The organism is Akkermansia sp. JRP_AM1 (genome assembly GCF_049262625.1).
GTDB classification, from domain to species: Bacteria; Verrucomicrobiota; Verrucomicrobiia; order Verrucomicrobiales; family Akkermansiaceae; genus Akkermansia; species Akkermansia massiliensis.
Genome location: NZ_CP118234.1, coordinates 1,290,685 through 1,314,224, shown reverse-complemented (window position 1 = coordinate 1,314,224; position 23,540 = coordinate 1,290,685). Strand labels below are relative to the sequence as shown.

Sequence of the window (23,540 nt, the reverse complement as noted above, 5' to 3'; positions counted from 1 at the left end):
TCCTCCGCGCGCATGCTCGTTTCCTGCTTCTCCTACAGGGCGGCGATTCCCTTTTCCCGTTGAACATCACGAACCCGCAACCGCGGAAACAATAAAAAACGCGTTCTTCCGGAGAACGCGTTATGAAAGTAAAAGTGGTGGTAGAGAACCATTCCAAATATTGGTATTCAATAACTTTAGTTCTATATGTACACTTTTATGTACACTTGAGCGTCATTTTTCCATAATCTCGCTATCTGTGATGGCCTGTGATAGCCCATGAAACATATATTCTTATCTTTCCGATGTCCAGAAGATGAAAAACGCCCCCGCCTATTTGGTCGGGGGCGACACTCCATGAGGTTGAAGTTCCTTCAGAATATTAGTGCATTGCTACTCTTCGGATGCCCTGAATATTATATTCTACTTGTCTATTTATTCTTTTTTGAGTGCGTTCTAATTCATCAATTCTCTTGTTGGTCATGTCTTGCGCTCTTTGAATGTTTGCATTTATCGTTGTAGCTAAGTTGCTAAAGTTATTTACCACAGCAGCCATGAAGCGATCTGTTGATTCCCCTTGCCTGCGGAGGGTCTGCAACGCTTCATTGATGGCGGCGTTGATCTCGGAAGCATCAAGCGTGTTGTCGTCTCCGCCTATACCTTCCAGAAGCCGCTTTTTGCCGGCCTCCCATGCTTCTTGAACAGCTTCCACCCTTTTCTGCTGTTGGGGCGTTGGATGCTGGGGAATCCCTTCAAAGGGGGCGTTCTTGATCAGCTTCTCTTGCTGTTTGACTGCATCACGAGTTGCTTCTTTCATGGCGGCATCCCTGACTTTCTGTCGGGCCTCTTCTTTTTTCCGGGCATCCTGTATAGCTTTTTCTTCTTCCTGTCGTTGAGCGTTTTTCTGCTTTGCTTCTGTATTCCTTTGTTGTGCTGTATCTCTGGCACTTTGGGCTGCATTAAGCGCACGGCGTTCGGCCAATTCTTTTGTGGCCTGTTCAAGAGTATCTTCCGCTTTGTATTGTGCTTCTAAAGCTTTTGTCTGTTCTTCCCTGGCTTTCCTTAAAGCTTCATCATTGGCTTTATAGGCATTTTCCCTGGCCGTTTCTGTAGTAATATCATAACCAGCTTCTTTTAAAGCTTGATCGGAATTATCTCTTTGTTTTCTTGCCGCATACAATTTTTCCCAATCAGGGAATGTAATTTTTCCGCTTTCTATTTTAGAAATTTCTCCCTCAATTTGTTTCAATTCATCCAAAGAGAGAATAGGCGTATTTTCTAAGACTGCCAGACGGTCTTTTATTTGATTTAATGATTCAACGGCCTTGCTCAATTCCTTTCCCGCATTTGTAACGCTACCTTGCGCCGCTTCCTCTGCTTCCGTTCGATGTCTGGCATTTGCATCCATTCTTATTCCTTCTTGAACGCGGTCCAGCTTCCGTCTTGCTTCCGGGCTGTTAGGGTCTCCGTATTTTCCATTATAAAAATCAGTTTCAACATCTAGCAGGCGGGCGCGGTCTTGTTCATCAAGAATTTTGATTGCAAGTCAATCAAACGCCTTTGTTCCCGTACGGCTTCCCGTAAAGCTTCAACTTCAATTTTCCTATTATCGGCAATTCTGGCCGTAAGATCATTTTCTTTTTGTAAAATAGATTCATTATTCAGTTTCGCCTTTAGCTCATTTGCTTCTTTAATGAGCTTATCCATATTTTTCTTTTTTTCCTCCGCTTGCCTTTCAAGTTCATCACTTTTCGACTTAAAATGATTCACCAAGGCAGTAATGCCGGCGGTAAGCCCCTGAAACAGCAGCAAGGCCCAGCCAAGCGGCCCCATAGCCGCCTTGATGGACGTTCCGAACAGACGAATGAACGGAATTGCCCCACGGAGGGAAGAGGACATTCCCAGGATGCGGGCGGCCGCTTCCGTCACTTGCGCGGATAAGCCCCGGACCTGGCGCCGGGTAAGTTCTCCGGCCTTTCCGGCAGCGGTGATACGTTTTTCCAAGTCCTGGATATTCTTCAGGGCGTCCGCCTGGGCTACGTTGTCGCCGGCCTTCCGGGCTTCTTCAAGCTTGGCAATATAGATTTCCAGTTCCGCCCGCAATTCCTCATAGGACGCGGCGGCGCGGCGGTTCCCGGCTTCCAGCCGTTCCACGGTTGCCGCTGCCTGCTGTTGCTTCCGGGCCTCCGCAGCAGCCGCTTTTTCCGCGGCCTTGTCGGCGGCGTCCATTTCCTTATTGTAGCCGTCGAGGATCTTTTGAAGGTTTTCATCAAGGTTTTCGCCCCACTTCGCCCCCAGGTCCAAATCTGACATTTTGTTATTGAGGACTTCCGCGACGTCATCAATCTGTTCAAATTTCTTCTTGAGTTCTTCCGCCGTCAATACGGCTCCGGTCGCGTCATCGATAAACGCTTCCAGTCCGGGGTTGTCCTGGAACGCCGCCCGCATGCGAGAGCCGGCATCTGTCATCTTATCGGCGAATTCCCCCAGCTTCTCATTGGCGTTTTCAAGGGCCTTGTCATAGGCGGAAAGGTCGCCTCCGGCCTCTATCCTGCCGAGTTCTTCAATCTGCTGCTTTGCCTCTTCGATGCCCTTGGCGTCAACGGAGTACTTAAGCCCTACTTCGATTTCTTTCTTGATTGTCCTGGTGCTTGATGGTCTTTAGGTGTTTCTTCTTTTCCCCTCCCCCCGTCCAGTTCCGGGCAGGGAGAGGGGGGCTTGGTTCTTTCAACGGTTAGAGGGAAGCTTCCTGTTTTTCGAGTTTCTGGCACTCCTGTACTTGCTGAAAAATATGGTCAGGAATTTCCCCTCTGGAGAGGGCGAGCTTGTTAAATTCGAGCCTCTCTTTTAACATCCGGTTTTTCCTCTTATGAAGCTTGTATGCTTTCTTTGAAAGTTGAGTCATTTTCTGATTATAGTAATATTGATTAATATCCGAGATGAAGCCAGCGAGAACAACAGGTTGACAAATCCCCGCCTGTTCTGATGTTTTCAGAATGTCGGGCAAAAGCTGATGGATCTCTTTCAACGCAAGTGGGCATTCATACCAGAACTCGCGCATGGATTCAAGGTAACGTACTTGAAGTTCCGCCAAGACGGATTCTGTATTCTCACTATTTATTTTATTTTCTTTATTATCGGGTTTGTTCTCAATCATATTATTGATATTGGGTTATTGTGTTATTTCTGCCGCCCCGAAAGGAGCAGGCAAAATCTTGAAGGGCCTCCATGCTTCCCGGTAGAAGTACCAGGCCCATTTTTCTATCAGGGCTGCCGCCCGCGCTTCTGATGGCTCCCACACGATAGGCAAGCGGTATCTTACCTCGAAAGTTCCCAGGCTCCCCAGAATGGCCTTGCTGGTCGTCTTCCTTCTGGACAGGTGAAAGGGCAGTTCGTCAGGATGCCCCACAATCAGCAGCCGGGCAAAGTCATATCCCCGGAGGCGGTGGCATTCCCGCTCGAACCTGTCACGCCCCGCCGTCAGGCTTCCGATCAGGTCAACAATGCTCTTCCTCTCCACCGTGAACCGGGTTTCAAATCTGTCCAGGGAATAATCCCCGCTTTGCAGCGTTCCGCGCCGGGAGGAGAAATGCTGAAAGGTGAGGGGCGTTTGCTCTCTGTTGTCGATGATGATAAGGGGCGTTTCCGGGGTCATTGTTGTCTCTCTCTCGCGCGTGTGTATAGGTGTGTTTTTTCGCAAAAATTGTAAACGGCGTAGTAACTTATTGATTTATCAATCTGAATTTGTGTACAAACGTTTGTAAACCAATCCAGAAGGATTTTCATTAAATCTTAATTATCAATACATTATTTGTGTAACAATTTGTAAACCGCAATTTGTAAACCTTTTCCCATTTGATAGTCAATGCGTTATAAAATCCAGCGGTATTTTTACGCCTCTCGCCGTGGTGTTTACCCTGCTGTTCGGCCGGAAAAGCTGCTCTTCCATTCCCTTCACGTTCAGGAGAACCTTTTTCACGTTCACCCCCTCCCATTCCGAACCCTTGAATATTTCCCCTATCTTCCGGTTCTTCCTGGTGGCGGCAAGGTAGACGTATTTCTTCCCGTCCGCCGCTTTTCGGACGTACAGGCCGTAGCGTTCAAGGACGGTGGAATCTTCCGATACTTCCGCGCTGGCCGCTTCCTTGATGAACTCCCGGAGGGTGCGGTTCCCCATCATGGGCGGGGAATACCCAGGAGCCATTCCAGGCAGCGTTCCCCGTCGTCGTCCAGCACGCGGGCGTAATCACTCCCGGAGGCCATGGCGGCGCATTCCTGCATGTCCCGGGGCGTCAGGTCTTCCCCGCTGGTGACAAAGTGCGCGGCGGCGTACACGGTGGAGAACATTTCCGCGCGGCGCCCTTCTTCTCCCTGGTCGGAAAGGTATTGCCTCAGGGTTTCAATGTTGCGGCGGATGGCTGGCGCATGGTGCATGATTCGGGTCACGTATTTGCGCCCCAAGTCCCCGGACCGGATGACGGCGGCCAGTTCATCATGCCTTCGGAAAACGGGTGCGGCTTCGGAAGGTTCCTTCTTTTCCAGTTCCAGTTCAAAAATGCGTGATTGCTCGCTGGCTTTTTCAATCATGGAGCGCACGGAGAACAGAAGGAAGGCGTTTCTCATGAGGTAGGTGACGCTTTTGCCGTCCGCGCCTCCCTTGGTGATTCCAACATCCCCGTCCGTGGCGGTTCTCAATAGGGCAAGGATTCTGACCATGTTGGCCGTCTTGGCGGGGTTGTCGGAGTCCGCTTCATCAAAGATGACCGGGCAGGAATCGCTTTCAAGCTTTTGCCTTAATCCGGCGTCCGTAGTTTCCAGCCCTTTGAAGTACCGAGCAACGCCCCCAATGAGAAGTTCAATGCTTTTCCTCAAGGTGGTTTTGCCGGTTCCCGCCGGGGCGTTGATCCAGCCATGGGCGCGGAAGTGGAGATACCCGGAAAGAATGGCCTGCGTGACGAGGCCCAGGCAAAGGAAGGCGTCTTCCTCGCGTTTCCATGAGTGCGCCTCGATGAACTCGGCAACGACTTTTCCTTCTTCGTCCGTCAGAATGTCATCTGACGGGGCCAGAAGAGGCTTGCCGGGCAGGTAGAGGGGCTTTCCCGTCCGGGCATGGTCCACGGGCAGGAAGGGGAGTTTCTGTTCGTTTTCCGGGGAGAATAGATAGACGGCATTTCCCGCATGGTACACGGCGGCCCCGTCTTCGTCCCATACGCCGCATTTCCGGATGGAGTCAGGGTCAAATTTGCGGTTGCTGGTTGTTTCGATGCAGTAGTCGATGGCCCTGTCCATGACCTGGCGGGGCGTTAGCTTACCGTCCGGATCAAGCGTCTTCTGCCACCATTCCACAGGGGCCAGAAAGCGCATGTTCACCGGCGTATGTTCCTTGGTGTTCCAATGGAAGAGAATTTCCGAGCGGCGCGCGTAGTAAACGAATTGCGCCCCCTGTGTTCCCAGGGCCAGAAAGGGGGGCTTCATGGCCTCTTCCCGCTCTTTCTGCAGGGCGGCGGCTTCTTCGTCCATGGAGCGCGCGCCGGGGGTCAGGGGCGTCGGGGCTAAGGGCGTGTTCATCCTTGTGCGAGAGTGGGCACGTTAGAAGTTTTCATGGAACGCATGGATGAAAACAAGCTTTCATAAAGCGCATGTTCACCGGCGCATAGAAGCATGTTCCGCGCGTCTTTGTAGGGGGGAGTCCAGTCGCGGATGACGCAGCCGGCGGCGGTCAGCCGTTCCCGAAGTTTGGCGGCGGCCTCGCGTCCTGCCTTGTCCGGGTCCAGGGCAAGAATGATGTTTTTACCGGCAAGCGGGGTTTCCCATCCGGTTTTGAAGCCTGACGCCCCGGGAATGGCTATTACGGCGGGAATGGTGGCTTCCAGGCTTCCGCGCCCGTCTTCGTAGGGGCGGCCCGTGTAGGGGTCAACGTCCTGCTGGTAGGCTTCCCGGAAGCATTCAAGAGCCTGACCTACGGCTAAACAGTCGCTTTCACCTTCCGTGACGATGACGAACCGCTTGCCGTGAGTGGAATCAAGTCCCCAGGGGGCCGCTGCGTTCCCTATGGGCCACAAAAAGCGCAATCCGCGCGAGTTGCCTTTCGTGGGGTTCATGGTTCCACGGGGTTTCCATTGCCCGTTTTCAAGCTTCAAGCAGGGGTTGGCATGGTGGTCCCTCCGGCGCAATTTGGCTCCGGTGTAGCGGGTATTCCCTTCTTCATCTTCCGCCGTGTACAGGTATAAAAGCCGGTTGTCCGGCGTCACCCCCAAAAGGCCCCGGCCCAGTTCCCGCGCCGTATGGATCAGCATCATCAGGGGATGAATGCCCAGTTCGCAAGCCAGTTCTCCAGCAAGGCGTTCATCTTTTTGCAACCTTTCCCGGCAGGCGTCGAGTTCGGCTTCATCCGGTGCGGAGACGAAGCGGGAGGGCTCCGCCGGAGGGGCGGCGGCTATGGATAGAGACGGGCGCGGCCTCACGGGGCTTTTGCGAAACGGAAGGGGCGTTCCGTCATCGTTGGGCGGCCTCACTCCTAAAACGTCACAGACGCCCCGCAGGACGCCGGGAAAGTCTCTTTTCGTGTCCAAGCCGTTCATGCCGGCGTGAAGGTCGAAGATGTCGCCGCCCCGGTCACAGGACCAGCACTTGAAGCGGCCATCTCCCTGGTATTCCGTGACGTGCAGCTTGAAACGCGCATGCGTTCCAAACGGGCACGGATAGATCATGAGGCTTCCGCGCTGCTGGGGCTGGCCCAAGGTGCGCCGGCAGTATTCATTCAGGGCGTCCGGGGTTTTCAGGTCCGCGAGTTCAAACTTCATGTTTTCCCTCCTTTCCCTTCCCCGTCATAAAGGCGTCCATGTCCTCAACGTTGTATCTCGCATTCCCCGATTTCCCGCCCCGTTCTGGTTGTAAGATACGAACACAATGCGATTCTCTTGCCTCGGATAAATACCGCCCCATACTGGATATGCTCATATCATACCGGGCGGCAAGCGTCTTCTGGCTGGCCCATACGGCTTCTATGCTTGTGGGGGCGTCTGTTTCCCTCATGTCCGTTTTCAGGCGTTCAAGAAGCCATTCAGACCAAGCCAGAGCGGCGGTTACGGATATGGGCATCATTCCCATTCCATCCGCTTCCAGCTTCTTCAACGGATTTTCCGAGAGGGCATTCATTTTCGCCCTCCTTTCTTCAAAATTCTTGAGACCTTTTCTCAAGCCACGCTGTTACGTCGTCAAGTTTGTAACGCGGGTGTGTTCCTTTTCCTCCCAGCCCGCCGGAAAAATAAACACGGGGACAACCTTCCTTATTAAGTCGAACTAGAGAACCCTTGCTAATGTTCAGGGTCTTGCGTAGTTCCTCGCTGGTGATGTATGGTGTATTCCTGGAGCAGTCCTCCTGGTTGAATTTTATATTTTTTCTTACTGCACTCTGCTTTTGAGTGCTACCGTTTTTAGAAATACATCCGTTTTTCATGAAATGTCAAATTATTTTTTAGTCTTTTTTGTAATCGCCTAACCGTCATCCATTAAGGTTCCATCATTTTTTTATACCTTCTGTTGATACTCTTGAGACAGTCCTTGAGCAATCGGGAAGCAAGCTCGGAGGGCACGGGTGCGGCTTCCGGTGTCGTCCTGTTGGTTGGAATCCGTTCGATGTCCGCAAGAAACAACATAGGGAACAATGAGGGGTTTACTTGGCAAATCACGCACAAGTCATCAGGCCCCGGCAATTCCCGTAAGCCGTCTTTCATCAGGGCCGCCGCTTCCTTGAGTTTGCGGACGGCCTCGGTGACAAGGGCGGCGGCCTCTTTCGCTTTTTTCTGCGTTTCGCTCACAGATGAACCCATGGCGGAAATGTGGATGTCTTTTTCAAGGCATTCGGCTATGGCCGCCATGCTCATTCCCTGCTTCATCCATTTTTCCAAAGTGTCCTGACTGGCAAACCCCATGCGCTGAAAAGGCCGCTGATAAGGAGTTTTTACTTTTTTGCCGGAGGGAAAAGTGATCAGCTTCCCTTTCTCCGCATATCCCTGAACGGCCTTGCTCCATTCGCCGGCGTCAGGTGTTCCCGATTCCGATTTTACTGTGTTCATGTCGAAGTTCGTTTGCGATTTGTTCGTAGTCTTCCGCCTCCAATTCAACATTGAATATTGCCTTATCTACCAATATATCAATAAGTTGAGGCACGTTTACATGGCATCTTTCCGCCAGCCTCCGCAGTTTGAAACTCCGTTCATGGGAAAGGAGGAGTGAATAGGTTTCCCGAATGCTCTCTTTCCGGGTCTCCGTATTGTTCCCCAGCGCAGCGGCATAGAGCCATATTTTCAAGGATGGTTCTTTCATTGGCGGTCCGCGTGTTTTTTGGCATCCAGGAACAGGAGAAATTTCTTCTTCTCCAATTCGTCTTTCATGATGCCGATAACAATCTTTTTAAGATACTCTTCACAGGATAAACCGAACTTCTTCGCCTCTTCCGTGAGCGCATGAAGAACAGGGGCGGGAAGAGGGATTTCCATTTGATCTGCGTTCATCGAACAATGCCCCCTTTCCATTTCGTCAGGGCCGCGCGATCTTGCACGTCCTGATTGTCCATTTCTACGGCCCGCCAGAACAGGCAGACGGCAAGCCATGCCATTCCGGCAAGGATGATGCCGCGGGCCAGGCTGCACAGAACCGCCCCTGCCAAGGGCAGAACCGTATCAAACAGCGTTTCAAGTCTCATGCCGCTTCTCCTTTCCCGGTTGGAGATTCCTTCAATGACGGGCACGCCCGCCTGTTAATAATGCCGAGTATGTAAGCATCCAGCGAGAGGCCCTTCTTAGCGGCCTCCTGTCTCAACGCCTCCATGGCCCCGGGGTCAAGCTCTACCATGATTTGATGTTGCTTCGTCTTCATGACAAGACAAATATACAACACACGTTGATTTATTACAAGCAACATGTGTTGTATGTTGTCATATTTCTTGCAACCTAAGTTGTAAGAATGTATTAAAAAGCCATGCAGAAAAAAGAGGTGAAAATATGGCTCAAAGCTATAGGGAAGAATCGTGATTGGTTAGCAGAACAATGCAAAACAGGAAAAAGAATCGTAGATTCTTGGCTTTCTACTTCAAGAGCTATCCCTTCACACGCTCAAGCAATGATTTCGCTTCTCATGGAGCAGTACCCCGCCGCGGGAAACGCCCCTGCAACGTATCCAAGCGCGGCAGAAAATGCAATCACCCTCACAGTAAATGATGCCACCTTTGACGCCTGGAACAAGGCCGCCACGGCGGAAGGCAAGCTTCTCCGTCAATGGTGCGTGGACGTGATCAATGAAAGCCTTGAATAAACCGGCCCCCATCCCACGCCCAAAAGAAAACGCCCCGTAACGTCTTGTACGTCCGGGGCGTTCCTGTGTCCAGGGGGAAGCGGTTATTGCTTATCGGAAAAAGAATCAAACTTCCTGGCCAGGGCGGAAAGCAAGTTGACCGCACGAGAAAGCAAGGTGATGACTTTAGCACACCAGAAGCAGCCAAGGCAGGAAAAGGCCCCAGAAAATAGTTCAAGAACGGCAAGGGACGGACTGCTTTGAAAAGTAAACAAGGCCAGTACTACACCCGCAATCAGGGCAATTATTCCGATACCCCGGAACATATCTTCAACCGTTATTTCCGTTAAAGGCTTTTGAGCAACATTGATCTCTTGGGCTTCGTCTTCAGAAGAACCCCAAGCGGGATCATATAATTTTTCCCTGACTTCTTCTATCTTTTTACGACTCGGAACCGTTTCTCCCTTCTGCGCCAAAACCGTTTTGAACTCCACCCATTCTTGGCCTCCTACTACACACACTAAAGTTTCTGGTGTTATCATTCCACAATTACATTGAACTTTAACTGATTCCAAGTAATACGGCCCCTTTGTCTTTCCTTCCGCCGTGGCAATGTAGTACTGTTCCATGCTCCCTATCATTCAAGCTAGGGGTGTTCGTTCAAGTCCAAAATGGAAAAGGGGTGCAATTCATCTCCCCTCCCACTCCTATTTTGTAAACGAGACGGCTATTTTGTAAACGAATGTAAACGGGTTTGTAAACCAACTAGCATTGATAAATGAATGTCTTATAAATACGGTTTACAAGTTACAAAAAAATATACCTATATATGCGCGCGTAGAGGGAAGACATGCTTTCAGAAAACGCTCTTATCTGCTCCAGAAGACGTTCTCCGCTTCCTGGATTTGCTCAAGCTGTTCCGGAGCAAGGGAGATTTTACTTTCGAGAGGCACCCCAGGGACGCCCGCTACATCCTGCCGAACTCGGTCGCCGAATTTCTCGGGGGCGAAGCGGGCGGCCACTTTCAGCCGCGTTTCAATGGCGAGCTTCTTGGCGGCGACGGAGGCGGATCCGCATTGCGGATCGAGGGCAAGCCGGGATGCTTCATCCGCCAGTTCAATACATTCTTCAATCATTATTGCCGCCCCTGCTACGCGCGCGCATAGAAAGATGTCTCTAAACTTTGGATATTCATTTATCCAACGATATATGGAGGCGCGCGCCGGCATAGCCGGATCTTCACAAATATTCCGCAGTGTTTCACCGCTGGCCAGACGGAGACATATTTTTTCAGCCAGGGCGGGCGAGTATAGGGACGGCCGGCCCGTTTTTTTCTTTCCTGTCAGCGTATTCCTCTGTTTCCTGCTGGATAAAATCTAAAGCGGATGGCGTAAAAGGGGAAGCTTCTTCTCTGAAATGCGCCTGATTTGGTCCGGCGTGCCCCGTGGCTGGGCGTTCCACCATGGAGACAGTACACAAAGGCGCGGAAAAGGAGGAAGCGGCCTAAAAACGGGCTTTCATTGTCTTAAAGCGAGAGGTGTTTCATTGCTTCCGCTATGGCTGCGGAATCAGGACGGAAATATACCCGTTCAATCTCTTCGGAATCGTGTCCGACAATGACCCGGCAAAGGTCGGAAGGAACGCCAGCCAACCTCAACGCAGTAACGGCAGTTGCCCTCAAGCTGTGAAAGCTCAAATCAGCCTGTCTTCTTCTGTCCCCGTGACGAGGGGCGTTATTCATGTTTTCAATGAAGCCATGTTCCTTCAATAGTTCATGGAACTCCAAAGATAGCTTGCCTGATGTATTGTCTGCCTGTGCATGTTTCATAGCTGCCAACGGGAAAACATAATCACTCACCCGCCCCTCATAACGACGCTTCAAAACGTCCTTCAAGGAAGAAATGATAGGTTTATTCATTCTTCTCTTTGTTTTCTCCGTTGTCATGGCAATTAGCCCTCCCTCAAGATTGATCTGTTCCCATTTCAATTTGGCAATGTCTCCCAATCGCTGGCCCCCCGTATAGAGACACACACGCACCATGTCCGGCCATTCACCCGGTAAAATTTCTGTCAGGCGTTTTGCCTCCTCCATGGTAAAAGCTCTTCGTTCATGCTTGTCCGTCTTATCCAGCTTTCCGGGTGTTACCCTGTGAAAGGGATTGCTCCCAATCAGTTTGCCGTCTATGGCCCTGTTAAAGGCCGCCCGTAAGCAATCAGTTAGATTCTTTACTGTTCCGGAAGAAACCCGTTCCAGCTCCTTTTCCATGAAACGGCGGGCATGTTCAGACGTTACCATGTCTAACGGCATGTTTTGTGAATCTCCAAGCAATGCGAGAAACCGCTTTACAGCTACCCGATCATTCTTCAGTGTCCCATTCTGGCGGCTCTTCATCCATTCTTCCAGGTATTCCTTAACACCCTGCATGTACTGCTTGCCTCGCAAAAGTTTTCTTCCCGCCCTTTCCCCGGCAATGGCTTTCACCTTCTCGGCATCCACCCGTTCCCCGTTGGCGGCTTTTTCCAGTTCTTCGGCTATCAAACGGGCTTTGGCTTCGTTCTCCCTCATCACAGCCATTTTGCTTTTTCCTGGAGGAATAACGGAAGGGGTAACGGCTATTTTCGTTGTTTTCCGGATCTGCTTTCCCGCAACGCTGAAAAGGGCAACCCATGAATTCTTTCTTTTGATCAATCCGGCCATGTCTAACAGTGTTTTTTAATGATGTACACTTGGAGAAGATGAAAACGTACACTTGAGTGTACACCTATTTCATGCGTACTCATGATAACTCATGCAAGCAAGAAATGAAAAAACCCTTGAAGAATCAAGGGCTGTGAACAAATATGAAAGTAATAAAGTGGTGGGTAGAGAAGGATTCGAACCTTCGAAAGCGAATGCTAACAGATTTACAGTCTGCCCCCTTTGACCGCTCGGGAATCTACCCACTTGAAGTGATGTGCGGCGAATGTATAGGGATTCCGGCGCCTTAGCAAGTTTTTTTTGTAAAAAGTAGGTATGCCCAAGGACCGGAAAATCTTATGCCGCAATCATGCCTCCGGGCGGCAAACCGGGAGACGGTTCCTCAAGCCGCCGCCGCGCCGGATGGCGTGCCCGGGAGGCGGGAAAAGGTCCGGCAGCCGGAAGCGCCGTTCCTACGGCTCTCCCACATACACCGGCGCGCGGCTGTCCGGGGAATCCGCGTCCAGCTGTTCCAGCTGGGGCAGGATGTTCTCCATGCTTTCCCAGACGGCGGGAACAATCTTGATTCCGGTCCCGAACTGGGCCGCAATCATCAGGGCGTCCGACGGGCGGGCGTCCAGCTCCACCAGCTTGTCCATGACCTCGTTGGCGGCCTCCACCGCCACGCGGGCGTAAAAAACTTCATCCTTGCGGCCATTGATGAGCACCAGCCTCACCCGGCACTCCATGGCGGATAAAAAATGGGACAGCAGGGAGGACGTGTCCGGCCGCACCGGGCGTTCCCCGTTCAGGCTGCGCTCCAGCGCCATGCCGTCCGCCAGCTCCATGAAGATAACGCCCGCCTTGCCGGTCAGCGGATCACGCAGGCACACCCCTGCCCCGGCCCGGGTATAGAGCAGGGCGTACGGTTCCAGGGTGATCAGCTTTTCATCCGGCATGGCGTGCGGAAATCAAATGTTAAAAACCGGGATTGATGACTCGCTCCGTATACCGGGTAGCGACCTTGACGTATTTCTCCGCCCACTTGCGGTTATTATCCGCGGATTCCGGGCCCAGGTCCTTCACCACCTTGGCGGGGGACCCCAGCACCAGGGAATTGGGCGGAATGACGGTGCCCTTGGTGATCAGCGCGCCCGCGCCCACCACGGATCCCTGGCCGATGACCGCGCCGTCCAGAATGATGGACCCCATGCCGATCAGGCAGTTGTCCTCCACCGTGCAGGCGTGCAGAATCACGCCGTGGCCCACGGTCACGTACTTGCCTACATGGCAGCCGAAGTCGTCCGCCAGATGGATGCAGCTATTATCCTGGATATTGGAGTAATCTCCAATGACGATCTTGTTGATGTCCGCGCGCAGCGTGGTGTGGTACCAGATGCTGGCGTGCTCTCCAATGGTGACATCTCCGATCAGGTCGGCGCTTTCCGCCACAAAAGCGGTATCCGCCACTTTGGGCCAGAAGTTCGCGTAAGGTTCTCTTGCCATATAGGTCATGTATTAGTTGAAGATAAGACAGCATTCCAGCCTAAAAACGTTCATTCCACGGGTATGCCGCAGCCGGAGGCGGCCAGGGCCGCGCGCCTGGGGAAATGATGGATGGGGCCGCAGGCGGCCTGCCGGGCTATCCCTCCTCCCGGATGCCCTTCTTGCTGTTCTTCTCCCGCTTCTCCGCGTCCTTGCGCAGGGAAGCGGCCTTCTTTTCATTGCCGCCCTTTTCATAGTACCCGGCTATCTTCCTCTGGATGGCAACCTCCTTCTTCACCTTGAAGTAGTCGTCCGACTTGGTCCGGATATAGCGGTTGTAGGAGGATTCCGCCTCCTTGGCGAGCTGAAGAACGGCCTCCGGCTCCTGGGAGACATACTGGTAATACTGCCCCATCAGCGCCTCGAACACTTCCGCGCGGCGCGCGTAATCCTTCATGGACTTGCGGTACAGGGAAGCCACGCCGGCCTTGTCCCCGTTCTCCATCAGGATGTCCGCCTGCCGCTTGATGGCGGCGGAAGTCAGGTCGCTGCGGCCCTCGTCCGTCTCCTTTTCCAGCTTTTTCAGGTCCCGGGCCACATTGCGCTTGTTGGTGGAGGCGTCCCGCATGGGGAAAATGTATTCATCCTCCACGCGGGCGGCCATGGCCAGGTAATCCGGCCGGGAGCGGAACTTGCGCTTGATCATGGTCACCAGCGCATCCCATTCCTCCAGCTTCGTGCCGCTTTCCGGACGGCTCATCAGCGCGATCAGGCGTTCCCAGCCCAGAGGGCTTCCGGGGGTGGCCTGCGTGGCGGCTTCCAGCATCACCCGGACGCAATCCGGCTTCTGCATCTCTTCAAACAGGTCCGCTAGGGAAAGGTAATCCAGGGAGGTGTCCAGCCGGGAGCCGTTCACCTTCTTGTCCATGCCCTGTAGAAGAGTGGATTCATGCTTTGACTTGCGGTTGTGCGGATGGGAAAAATGCCCCGTATTGTACCCATACCCGCCATAGGACTGCCAGGTTTCGTCCGTCGTCAGCAGATTGATCCAGGCGTGCGGGCCGCGGTTGCCGTCCCCGGTGACGTAGGCGGAGGGAATGCCGTTGCACTTGGCGGTATTCACGGCAAAATAGGCCTGGTCCATGCAGATGCCGCCTTCATCCAGAATCTCCTGGAAGGTGTAATTCGTGTAAGGGTCCTTGCCGAGGGCGGCGCGGTCCATCCGGTAGCGGATCATGGAATAGGCGCCGCCCCAGCCTTTCCGGGTAAGGCGCACCTTCTTGCGCGCCCAGTCCATCTCCGACCTCGGCAGGCGCACGTCCACCACGAACAGCAGCTCGGAAGGGCTTAATTTGGTAATATCCGTAAGAAGCTCGTGGGCTTCATCCATCTCCACGAAGTACTCGAACACCTGTTCCAGCGTCAGGGGAGTGGTGGAAATGTTGGTGGAAGAAGAGGCCCGCAGCCTGGACGGACTGGAGGCGATGCGGGGGTCCAGCATGGCGCAGGCCAGCGCCAGGGAGGAATACTTGCTCCGGGGCATGGCGGAGGTTTTCATCCAGAACTCCGCCCACTTCCGCAGGATGCCTCCCCATTCCTCCCTGGGAGTCTGTTCCCGCGCCATCGTGCGCAGGAAGAGCCGCAGGGGGTCGGAGGGGTCTGAAAAAAGCCATGGATAGAAATACCTGGGGGAACTCTCCTGGATCTGTTCCTGAATGGTTTCCGCCCCCACCTTGCTGATGAGCTGGTACAGCTCATTGGCGCGCATGAGATAGGGGCTTTGATCGTACATGGACACGTCGAATTTGCCGAATTTGATGACCTTAACGGCGTCACGTTCCAGATTGGACCGCAGGAAACCGGCGTACAAGTCATAGCGGCCCGTCTCCAGGGCCAGATTGAAGGCGTCCGTAAACAGCTTTCTATTGGCGGCGTTATTGGCCTTCAGGCTGACCAGCAAAACGGGCTTCTTAAAACTCTCCAGCCGCGGATCTTCCTCCTGGACCACGGGCTCTTCCTTCAGTTCCGCGGGAGCAGGCTTCACCGCTTCCGGTTCCTTCTTCTGCCGTTTTCTGGCGGCTTCCTCCGCGGCCAGGCGTTCCGCTTCCAGCCGTGCTTTTTCCGCCGCCTCCGCACGCGCCCGTTCCTCCGCAGCCTTGCGCGCCGCCTCCAGCTCCGCAGCCTTCCGTGCGCGCGCCGCTTTCGCTTCCGCCTCCCTTCTGGCCGCCAGCTCTGCGGCCCCCGCCTCCCGTTGAACGGAAATGCGGTGGTAAACCACTCCGCCGCCGGCAAGAGCCAGCACCAGGATAATGGTCATGACAATTCCCCCGGAGGAGGATTTTTTACGCTTGGGAGAACCGGGACGCAAGGGATTGACAGGATTCATGGGATAAGGCTTGAACGGGTTGGAGCAAATTGGGCAGGGAAGGAAAAAAGATTTCCATCCCTGTTCCGTTTGACATAAAAGCGCAATACCCTCCCAAGGTCAACTTGAAACAACGGTCTTTTCCGGAGAGTCCATCTTCCGGAACCCGTTAAGAATCAAACCAAGGGATTTTTCCTTGTGTTTTCATAGCCATTTTATAGGATGAGGTTCTCACGTGTTCCCAAAAACATGAGAAAAATACAAGTATCCTGCTGATTATTCCATCATCTTTATCCGTCTTTCGCCACCTATGAATATTTCTCATGCTCTCAGCCCGCTTCTGGCCGTCATTTCGGGAGGCCTCCTCTCCGGAACGGCCCTCAGTGACAACATCGTGCTGCCTCCGCCGGACAAAAAGGGCGGCAGGCCGCTCATGCAGGTTCTGAATGAACGGCATTCCACCAGATCCTTCGCAGACAAGCCCATTCCGATGGAAATCCTGTCTTCCCTGCTCTGGGCGGCTCAAGGCGTCAACCGGGACGATCCTGATTACCGTACGGCGCCGTCCTCCCGGAATTCCAACGAAATAGAAATCTATGCCGTCCTGCCGCAGGGCGCCTATCTTTACAAGCCGGAAACCCACCAGTTGGAGCGAGTGGTTCAGGGCGATATGCGTGCCGCCACGGGAACGCAGGAATTCGCGGCTACCGCGCCGCTGAACCTGGTCTATGTGGTGGACCAGTCCAAACAGCCCGGAGACTTTGACGCCAAAAGAAAACTGGTCACGGCCTGCACGGGCGTGGGGTTCATCGGAGAAAACGTCTATCTTTTCTGTACTTCCGCGGGCCTCGGCACCGTCTTCCGCGCCATGATTGACGCCGACTATATCCAGCGGCGCTTGAAACTCCCCGTCTTTAAAAAAGTCCTGTACGCCCAGAGCGTCGGTTACCCGTCCGATTCCTGAAAGAAACCATGAACCGGAACGCTGTGATACTCGCCGTTCTGGCGGCGCCTCTTCCCCTTGCCTGCGCAGAAATCTTGATGGACCCCCCCGCTCCCATCAAGGTAAAAGACGCCAGAAACTGCTACCGCCTCAGCCCGGAGCTGTACCGTTCCGGACAACCCGGCGGCGACGGGTTCAAGGCCCTGGAAAAGCTGGGGCTCAAATCCGTCCTGAACCTGCGGGAATACCACAGCGACGCCGATGAGGCGGAACATACCGGACTGCGCCTGTACCGCATTAAACTGGCGGCAGGGAAAGTGACCCGGGAAGAACTCATGGACTGCCTGCTGGTCATCAGCAGAGCGCCCAAGCCCGTTCTGGTGCACTGCTGGCACGGGTCCGACCGCACCGGCATTGTCTGCGCCGCCTACCGCATCGTCATGCAGGGCTGGAAGCCGGAAAAGGCGCTTGAAGAGCTGATGGACGAACGCTTCGGGCACCACCGGTCCTACTACTCCAACCTCGCGGAACTGGTCAGAGACACGGACTGGAAGGCGTTCAAAGAGGAATTCCGGAGAAAAAGGCAGGCTCAGGGCGTCTGACACGCAGGCTACGGCTCCCCCCATGGCGCGGGTTCATGGAAAAAAGCTTTTTCCGGTGACGCGGGCAGAAGGCCCGGCGGTTTTACCACTGGTTGTCCAGGTTTTTGGTATCTATCTTTCCAGGCTCCTTGTTGCGCTCCTTCATGCCGCGGATGGGCTTGGGCTCCTTCTCGTGAAGGTCCAGGACATCAATCACATTCTCCCCTTTTTTCAGGAAGGGGGCCGGAACATACAGCCTTAATTGAGGCCCCACATTCCAATACCGCCCCACATTCACGCCGTTCACCCACACGTATCCCTTGGCATAGCGGGACATGTCCAGGAACGTGTCCTGCGGCTCTTCAATGTTCACGACGGCCCGGAAATGCGCTCCTTCCCGTTTCCGGGAAGGGCCCTTTCCCTTGGGCGCCTGGACAATGGAGTCAGCCTTCAGGGGAAGGGCCCTCACCGTCCAGTTCTTCAACTCGCGCGTTCCCAGCTTCACAGGGCCGTGCAGCCCCTTGCGGTCGCTCTCCATGCTGATGTGGAAATTGATATGTCCCATGGCCTCCACCAGGATTTCCAGCGTTCCCGGCTTCTTGCGCTCCGGCAGCTCCACGCTCTTCTGTCCCAGGCGTCGGTCCAGCGTGCCGACCGGCTCCCCGTTCAGGTACACCTGGGCATAGTCATTGACGTTGGCGAATTCCAGCGTTTCAGACGGTCCGGCCGGAACGGTGGCGCTGTAAACGGCGATGCCCTGGTTCTGGTTCCACTGTTCGAAATAGGGCGGCTGCGGGAACTTGGACCGGAAGGGCTTGGGCAGGTTCTCCCAAAGGCCGGCATGGACCACGGGCGTGAACTCCGGAATCTCCATGGCCGGGATGTCCGCGGGAGGTTCCGGCACGGCGGCTTCCGGAGGCAGTTTTTCCAGGATGATTTCCCTCATCTGGGCGTAATATTCATTCATCCGGCCCTGTTCGTCCACGGGAGAGCCGTAATCGTAACTCGTCAGGTCCGGCTGGTATTTTCCCGGCCCCCCGTTGTTGGCGCCCGCCGTAAACCCGAAGTTGGTGCCACCGTGGAAAACGAACAGGCTGAAGGAGCGCCCCTTGTCCATAAACCAGCGGACGTGGTTGACAATGCCTGGGGTGGGGGCCCAGTTCCCCTCCCCCAGTGCCGCAGCCAGCCCGGATACGTTTCCGAGGAAAAAACGGGAACGCCCGGATTGCACTTATTAGCCACCTCCCAGTGGCCGTCGTTCAGCCCCGGGTCCAGTCCCACGGCCACGCCGGGAAGCACCACCCCTTTCAGGAAATGTTCCCCCGCGCCGTCGGACGTGTAAAAGGGGCCGAAGCCCTTCCTGGTCCAGAACGCTTTCAGCCACTCCATGTACTTGCGGTCCTTCCTCTGGTAGCTCCCGTATTCGTTCTCAAGCTGGGTCATCAGGATAGGGCCTCCGTTTTTGACCAAAAACGGCTCCGCCACACGGGCCACGGCTTCCAGATACCGCGTCTGCGCCTTCATGAATTTGGCGTCTTCCGTAGTCCTCAATTTGGCCTTGGGATCCTTCAGCAGATAATGGGGCAACCCTCCCAGGTCCCATTCCCCGCACACATAGGGACCGGGGCGGAACAGAACCCACATGCCTTCCTCCTGGCATATCTTGAGAAACTCTCCCAGATCGCGGTTGCCCGTCTTGAAGTCAAAGCTGCCGTCCGGCTGTTCATGGTCGTTCCAGAACACGTAAAACGCAATGGTGTTCAAGCCCATGGCCCGGGCAGTCCTGATGCGGTGCCTCCAGTACTCCCTGGGGATGCGCTGGGGATGCATCTCCGCTCCGCGTATCTGGAACGGTTTTCCATTCAGCATGAACTCCTGGTTCCCTTCCCCGCCGAACTTGAACACGGCGGGGGCTCCACCGGAAGGAGCGGGCTTCTGCACATTCCGGACAGCCCCGGGACCGGCCCATGCCAATGCTCCCACTCCGGCGGCCATCAGGGCGGCAGCCCAACTGAAACCATATTGCTTCATCATGCTGAACTGTTAATCCATTTGAAGACGGTTGCCAATCACAATTTTACCCGCCGCCGCCGCACCTGTGAGGCGTCCTTCCCTTCCCCCGGCGGACTACCGGGGCCGGACGGCAGGAATTTCTCCTGCGGCGAGGAATATTATCACGTCATACGCCTCCATTCCTTTGCGCGAAAGCCGGAGGGCGCCTGTCTAAATTCAGCGATATGAAAACAATTGTTCTTCTGCGCCATGGAGAAAGCACGTGGAACCGTGAAAACAGGTTCACCGGATGGACGGATGTGGACCTGACGGAACTGGGGATAGAGGAAGCGAATCATGCGGGCGACCTGCTGAAAGACAAGGGCATGGCTTTTGACCAGGCTTACACCTCCTACCTCAAGCGCGCCGTGAAGACGCTTAACTGCGTGCTGGACCGTCTGGACCAGGACTGGCTGCCCGTCGCCAAAAGCTGGCGGCTGAATGAAAAGCACTACGGCATGCTCCAGGGGTTGAACAAAAGTGAAACGGCCCAAAAATACGGAGACGAGCAGGTGCTGATCTGGCGGCGCAGCTATGACGTGGCGCCCCCTCCCCTGGCGGAGGATGATCCCGCCAACCCCAAGTGGGACCCCCGCTACAAGGGGGTGCCGGATAACGAACTTCCGCGGACGGAATCCCTGAAGGAGGCCATTGACCGCATGATGCCCTACTGGGAGGGAACCATCCTCCCCTCCCTCCGGACGCTGGACAATATCCTGATCGTGGCCCACGGCAACACGCTGCGCGGCATGATCAAGTACCTGAAAAACATCCCCAACGACCAGCTTCTTTCCCTGAACCTTCCCACCGCCATTCCCTATGTGTTTGAATTTGACGATTCCCTGAACCTGGAGAAAGACTACTTTCTGGGAGATCCGGAAGAAATCCGCAAACGCATGGAAGCCGTCGCCAGCCAGGGAAGCGCGAAAAAAAAACCGCCGACCGCCTAACCCCCCTCCCTTCCACATGACCGACCATTCCTGCCGCATTGCGTTTTTTGACGCCAAGCCCTACGACCGGGACTCCTTCAATCCGATCAACGAGCGCGAATTCCATTACGACATCCGCTACTTCAAGGGGCACCTCACCCCGGACAGCGTGCCGCTGACCCGCGGCACGGACGTGGCGTGCATCTTCGTCAACGACACGGCAAACCGGGAAGTGATCCGGAGCCTGAAGGAAAACGGCGTCAAACTGCTGGCCCTGCGCTGCGCCGGATTCAACAACGTGGACCTGAAAGCGGCGGAAGAAGCGGACCTGCCCGTCGTCAGGGTCCCCCAATACTCCCCCTATGCGGTGGCGGAACACGCCGTAGCCCTGATGCTCTCCCTGAACCGCAAGATACACCGCGCGTACTGGCGCACCAGGGACGGCAACTTTTCCCTGCACGGGCTGATGGGCTTTGACATGAACGGGAAAACGGCCGGCATCATCGGAACGGGGAAAATCGCCAGAATCCTCATCCGCATCCTCAAGGGTTTCGGCATGAACATCCTGGCCTACGATCCGTACCCCGACCAGCGCTTTGCGGAAGAAGCCGGCATTACGTACACCACGCTGGACGACCTGTACGCCCGGTCCGACATCATTTCCCTGCACTGCCCCCTCACCCCGGAAACGGAATACCTGATTAATGCGGACTCCATCGGCAAAATGAAGGACGGCGTGATGATCATCAACACGGGACGCGGCAAGCTGATTAATACGGAAATGCTGATTGACGGCCTGAAATCAAAAAAAGTGGGGTCCGCCGGCCTGGACGTGTATGAAGAGGAAGGTGAATATTTTTACGAAGACAAGTCCGACCGAATCATTGACGACGACACCCTGGCGCGCCTGCTCTCCTTCAACAACGTCATCCTGACCTCCCACCAGGGCTTTTTCACGAAGGAAGCCCTGCACAACATTGCGGAAGTCACCCTGCACAACATCCGGGACTTCCTGGAAGGCAAGCCGCTGGCCAACCGCGTATCGCTCCAGTCACACTGAACGCACCCGGCACCTGCTTCCGTGAGAGGAATGCGCGCGGCTCCCATCCGTGTTTTCCCCGCAGGGCCGCCGTCCGGCATCCGTATGCCGGACGGCGCATGAAGTTCATGCGCCAGGGAATGCGCCCCGGCGGAGTGAGCGGAAAAGACGCCGCCGCTTTTCCGCGCCAGAGGACAGGCACGTCATAGGAAACAGTTTCACCCCCCTCTTTCTCCACTACCGGCCGCCTGACCGCGCGCATCACATTCCCTTCATAATCCCAGCTCTCCAGCGACCACTGCACGTTGTAAATGGGCGGAGCCCGGTACACGCATTCCACGGAAAGCTCCGGTATCCGGTACGGCGGGAAGGGAGCCGGAAAACAACAGCCTTGAACCAACTGGGAGAACGGGTTGCCGGGCATCCAGGAACAACTGCCTCCCCAGGGTAATGGAACAGCCGTTCAACTGGAAAAACAATTCGGCGGCAATCCAGTCCGTTCCCGCCTTTCCATTCAGGCCCGGCCATCTGTTTGCGGCCACCTCCACCACTTGCAGCAAGCACGGCACGGACGGCTTTTCCCGTTCCGCCGGCGGAAGGCTCTCCCATATAGGCCGCCACAGGCGACAGGCGCGTTTTTTCAGGCAGGATTACGGGCTGTTCAAAAGGTTCCTCGTCAAAGCCGTCCAGGACCTTTTCAGCCTTCAGCGCTCCCGTGTCCATTCCGGACAGGAGGAAAATCAGCAAATAACGTTTCATCATCAATCATCAGGGCAGCCAGGGGGTATTCCGGCCATCGTTGATTAAATGCTCTTGACGCATGGAGAACAAGCAGCTTTTCCTCTTTCTTCCTTCTCAACATACTACTGGAAATTTCCGGAAAATTATCCGGCCCAGCGTCAAGCTTCCCAGCTGTAAAAACTCCCTTGTTAAGTCCCTCCGGAGGCCGGAGAATCGCCGGCCCTCTCGCCATTCCGGAACCATATCCGGAGGGAAGGCACGAAAAATCCTGCCCACTTTTTTATTGACGGCAACAGCGTCTTGAAGGACAAGATGAAATAGATTAACATCTGTCTTTCAACTCCAACCATCCATATCCAACATGAAACTGCTCTTAATGCTGAATGCCTCCCTCCTGCTCTGCGCAGCCGTCCAGGCCAAATTCCCGGCGGACGGACTGATTAAAACGGCAGCCTCCGGCGCCATTCAGGGGAAGACCGTCCTGATGAAGGCTGAAAATGCGGAACTTTCCAAAAGCAAGCTGGCAAAAATACGGTCCGTCAAATTCATCGCCGGCATGGCGGAAAAAGACTCCGGCGCAAGCTGGGAAATCAACGTCGCCCAAGACGGGGAATACATCCTTGAAGCCTGGTACACGTTCCCCTGGACGGCTACCGCTTCCGCCCGCTATGAACTGAAATGCGGCGACAGCGCCCCCTTCCTGTGGAATGTGCCCACTTCCGGCGGCGGTGAGGCCGATGGGGGAATCTACCATCTGGGCCGCATGAACCTGGTTAAGGGAAAACAAACCTTTACGCTCAAGAAAAAAGGGAGGGACGGCATTTACATCCGCTATATCCGGCTCATTCCCGCCTCTATCTTCCCGGTAGTCCAGCCGGCGGCCAGCGGCAAAATCACGCTCTCGCCTGAAAACTGCCTCATCACGCATGCCCTGGCAAAAGATGCGGGAAAATTCAACATCCTGTCCCACTTCAGCTCCGTCAGCTGGGAAATCTTCACCAAAAACGGAGGAACCTATACGGTAACGACGGATTATGCCATTGCCGATCCCGCCTCCACCCTGTTCAAGCTGGGTTATTCCATCAATGACAAGCTGACGGAATTCACTTTTCCGGGAACCGGCGGATGGTCCCGGTTCGTAAAGCACTCCCCCGGCGTCCTTACCCTGCCGCCGGGAAAATGCACCCTGACCGTCAAGGGAATCACCAGCGGCGCGGAAACAAAGTCCATTGTACTTGCCCCCGCGCCGTAGGCGCCGGGCCTCTTTTCCTCCGGAATCCGGCTCTTTAAAGGAAAAAGGGAGAAGGAACAGCCTTCATCATTTTTCTTTACGTCTCACGCCGTCTGTGGAAGATAGGAAACGGCTTGCCTGTCCGCCGGGCAAGCCGTCTCAGTACCAGCCTGTACCGGGACTTTCCCTGCGGAAAAACCCGTTCCGGGGTTCCGCGGCCGCGC

Annotated in this window: 27 protein-coding genes and 1 tRNA gene; 7 read left to right on the top strand and 21 right to left on the bottom strand. The window is 54.8% G+C overall.

Translation table 11 applies throughout. The annotated features are described in order from the left end of the window. Window positions 1-361: 361 nt before the first annotated feature. The 12 genes from PVA48_RS06240 to PVA48_RS06185 all read right to left on the bottom strand — a co-directional run bounded on the left by PVA48_RS06240 (window position 362) and on the right by PVA48_RS06185 (window position 8,835). Complete coding sequence (locus tag PVA48_RS06240) at window positions 362-1,387, bottom strand: hypothetical protein (RefSeq protein ID WP_423232411.1); 1,026 nt, start codon at window positions 1,385-1,387, stop codon at window positions 362-364. 92 nt (window positions 1,388-1,479) lie between these two features. Next, complete coding sequence (locus PVA48_RS06235; protein WP_423232410.1) at window positions 1,480-2,448, bottom strand: hypothetical protein; 969 nt, start codon at window positions 2,446-2,448, stop codon at window positions 1,480-1,482. 265 nt (window positions 2,449-2,713) lie between these two features. Next, window positions 2,714-3,136: a hypothetical protein gene (locus PVA48_RS06230; protein ID WP_102727918.1), complete on the bottom strand. Its 423-nt coding sequence runs from the start codon at window positions 3,134-3,136 to the stop codon at window positions 2,714-2,716. 15 nt (window positions 3,137-3,151) lie between these two features. Then, the gene (locus PVA48_RS06225) at window positions 3,152-3,634 is read right to left on the bottom strand and encodes an ERCC4 domain-containing protein (RefSeq protein ID WP_102727917.1); all 483 of its coding nucleotides are present in this window, start codon (window positions 3,632-3,634) and stop codon (window positions 3,152-3,154) included. A 207-nt stretch (window positions 3,635-3,841) separates the two neighbouring features. Next, a complete protein-coding gene (locus PVA48_RS06220) occupies window positions 3,842-4,159 on the bottom strand; it encodes a hypothetical protein (RefSeq protein ID WP_423232409.1) in 318 nt (105 codons plus the stop codon). Beyond that, window positions 4,156-5,547 (bottom strand): hypothetical protein, encoded by a 1,392-nt coding sequence (locus tag PVA48_RS06215; protein ID WP_423232408.1) that lies wholly within the window; start codon window positions 5,545-5,547, stop codon window positions 4,156-4,158. The genes PVA48_RS06220 and PVA48_RS06215 overlap by 4 nt, the downstream gene beginning before the upstream one ends. Continuing rightward, window positions 5,544-6,782: a toprim domain-containing protein gene (locus PVA48_RS06210; RefSeq protein ID WP_102727915.1), complete on the bottom strand. Its 1,239-nt coding sequence runs from the start codon at window positions 6,780-6,782 to the stop codon at window positions 5,544-5,546. Before PVA48_RS06210 ends, PVA48_RS06215 begins: the two co-directional genes overlap by 4 nt. Beyond that, complete coding sequence (locus tag PVA48_RS06205) at window positions 6,772-7,179, bottom strand: hypothetical protein (RefSeq protein ID WP_423232407.1); 408 nt, start codon at window positions 7,177-7,179, stop codon at window positions 6,772-6,774. Before PVA48_RS06205 ends, PVA48_RS06210 begins: the two co-directional genes overlap by 11 nt. Before the next feature lie 311 nt (window positions 7,180-7,490). Then, entirely contained in the window at window positions 7,491-8,057 is a 567-nt protein-coding gene (locus tag PVA48_RS06200) for a hypothetical protein (protein ID WP_102727913.1), read from the bottom strand. A gap of 246 nt (window positions 8,058-8,303) precedes the next feature. After that, the gene (locus PVA48_RS06195) at window positions 8,304-8,495 is read right to left on the bottom strand and encodes a hypothetical protein (RefSeq protein ID WP_102727912.1); all 192 of its coding nucleotides are present in this window, start codon (window positions 8,493-8,495) and stop codon (window positions 8,304-8,306) included. Next, window positions 8,492-8,686 (bottom strand): hypothetical protein, encoded by a 195-nt coding sequence (locus PVA48_RS06190; RefSeq protein ID WP_102727911.1) that lies wholly within the window; start codon window positions 8,684-8,686, stop codon window positions 8,492-8,494. The genes PVA48_RS06195 and PVA48_RS06190 overlap by 4 nt, the downstream gene beginning before the upstream one ends. Continuing rightward, entirely contained in the window at window positions 8,683-8,835 is a 153-nt protein-coding gene (locus tag PVA48_RS06185) for a hypothetical protein (RefSeq protein ID WP_215709442.1), read from the bottom strand. The genes PVA48_RS06190 and PVA48_RS06185 overlap by 4 nt, the downstream gene beginning before the upstream one ends. A gap of 126 nt (window positions 8,836-8,961) precedes the next feature. Between PVA48_RS06185 and PVA48_RS06180 the strand changes: the two genes are divergently transcribed. Then, window positions 8,962-9,294 carry a hypothetical protein gene (locus PVA48_RS06180; RefSeq protein ID WP_146021057.1) on the top strand — a complete coding sequence of 111 codons (333 nt, stop codon included), beginning with the start codon at window positions 8,962-8,964 and terminating at the stop codon, window positions 9,292-9,294. An 83-nt stretch (window positions 9,295-9,377) separates the two neighbouring features. Here the strand turns inward: PVA48_RS06180 and PVA48_RS06175 are convergent, their stop codons facing one another. From PVA48_RS06175 to PVA48_RS06145, 7 genes are all read right to left on the bottom strand, one after another. Further along, entirely contained in the window at window positions 9,378-9,902 is a 525-nt protein-coding gene (locus PVA48_RS06175) for a hypothetical protein (RefSeq protein WP_146021056.1), read from the bottom strand. 240 nt (window positions 9,903-10,142) lie between these two features. After that, a complete protein-coding gene (locus PVA48_RS06170) occupies window positions 10,143-10,571 on the bottom strand; it encodes a hypothetical protein (RefSeq protein ID WP_343207018.1) in 429 nt (142 codons plus the stop codon). A 227-nt stretch (window positions 10,572-10,798) separates the two neighbouring features. Further along, window positions 10,799-11,971, bottom strand: coding sequence for a tyrosine-type recombinase/integrase (locus PVA48_RS06165; RefSeq protein WP_102727906.1), 1,173 nt, complete (start codon window positions 11,969-11,971; stop codon window positions 10,799-10,801). A gap of 158 nt (window positions 11,972-12,129) precedes the next feature. Continuing rightward, window positions 12,130-12,215: transfer RNA gene (locus PVA48_RS06160), tRNA-Tyr, on the bottom strand. Window positions 12,216-12,423: 208 nt separating this feature from the next. Further along, a complete protein-coding gene (locus PVA48_RS06155) occupies window positions 12,424-12,909 on the bottom strand; it encodes a bifunctional nuclease family protein (RefSeq protein ID WP_022396415.1) in 486 nt (161 codons plus the stop codon). 19 nt (window positions 12,910-12,928) lie between these two features. After that, the gene (locus tag PVA48_RS06150) at window positions 12,929-13,456 is read right to left on the bottom strand and encodes a gamma carbonic anhydrase family protein (protein ID WP_249853106.1); all 528 of its coding nucleotides are present in this window, start codon (window positions 13,454-13,456) and stop codon (window positions 12,929-12,931) included. Between the two features lie 136 nt (window positions 13,457-13,592). Then, on the bottom strand, window positions 13,593-15,821 hold the full coding sequence (locus PVA48_RS06145) for a hypothetical protein (protein WP_423232406.1): 2,229 nt from the start codon (window positions 15,819-15,821) through the stop codon (window positions 13,593-13,595). 289 nt (window positions 15,822-16,110) lie between these two features. Between PVA48_RS06145 and PVA48_RS06140 the strand changes: the two genes are divergently transcribed. Further along, on the top strand, window positions 16,111-16,764 hold the full coding sequence (locus PVA48_RS06140) for a nitroreductase family protein (RefSeq protein ID WP_215451164.1): 654 nt from the start codon (window positions 16,111-16,113) through the stop codon (window positions 16,762-16,764). A gap of 8 nt (window positions 16,765-16,772) precedes the next feature. Next, window positions 16,773-17,345, top strand: coding sequence for a tyrosine-protein phosphatase (locus tag PVA48_RS06135; RefSeq protein ID WP_102727902.1), 573 nt, complete (start codon window positions 16,773-16,775; stop codon window positions 17,343-17,345). An 82-nt stretch (window positions 17,346-17,427) separates the two neighbouring features. Here the strand turns inward: PVA48_RS06135 and PVA48_RS06130 are convergent, their stop codons facing one another. Together PVA48_RS06130 and PVA48_RS06125 are read right to left on the bottom strand one after the other, a co-directional pair. Then, entirely contained in the window at window positions 17,428-18,441 is a 1,014-nt protein-coding gene (locus PVA48_RS06130) for a beta-galactosidase (protein WP_423232405.1), read from the bottom strand. Beyond that, entirely contained in the window at window positions 18,333-19,358 is a 1,026-nt protein-coding gene (locus tag PVA48_RS06125) for a beta-galactosidase (RefSeq protein ID WP_423232404.1), read from the bottom strand. The genes PVA48_RS06130 and PVA48_RS06125 overlap by 109 nt, the downstream gene beginning before the upstream one ends. 203 nt (window positions 19,359-19,561) lie before the next feature. On the opposite strand from PVA48_RS06125, the gene gpmA reads away from it, so the two are divergent. From gpmA to PVA48_RS06105, 4 genes are all read left to right on the top strand, one after another. Then, window positions 19,562-20,326 carry a 2,3-diphosphoglycerate-dependent phosphoglycerate mutase gene (gpmA, locus tag PVA48_RS06120; protein ID WP_102721613.1) on the top strand — a complete coding sequence of 255 codons (765 nt, stop codon included), beginning with the start codon at window positions 19,562-19,564 and terminating at the stop codon, window positions 20,324-20,326. 16 nt (window positions 20,327-20,342) lie between these two features. Continuing rightward, on the top strand, window positions 20,343-21,365 hold the full coding sequence (locus PVA48_RS06115) for a 2-hydroxyacid dehydrogenase (RefSeq protein WP_022396422.1): 1,023 nt from the start codon (window positions 20,343-20,345) through the stop codon (window positions 21,363-21,365). Window positions 21,366-21,794: 429 nt separating this feature from the next. Then, window positions 21,795-22,151 carry a hypothetical protein gene (locus tag PVA48_RS06110; RefSeq protein ID WP_102721615.1) on the top strand — a complete coding sequence of 119 codons (357 nt, stop codon included), beginning with the start codon at window positions 21,795-21,797 and terminating at the stop codon, window positions 22,149-22,151. 295 nt (window positions 22,152-22,446) lie between these two features. Continuing rightward, window positions 22,447-23,337 carry a hypothetical protein gene (locus PVA48_RS06105; protein ID WP_102733210.1) on the top strand — a complete coding sequence of 297 codons (891 nt, stop codon included), beginning with the start codon at window positions 22,447-22,449 and terminating at the stop codon, window positions 23,335-23,337. The last annotated feature ends 203 nt before the right edge of the window (window positions 23,338-23,540 follow it).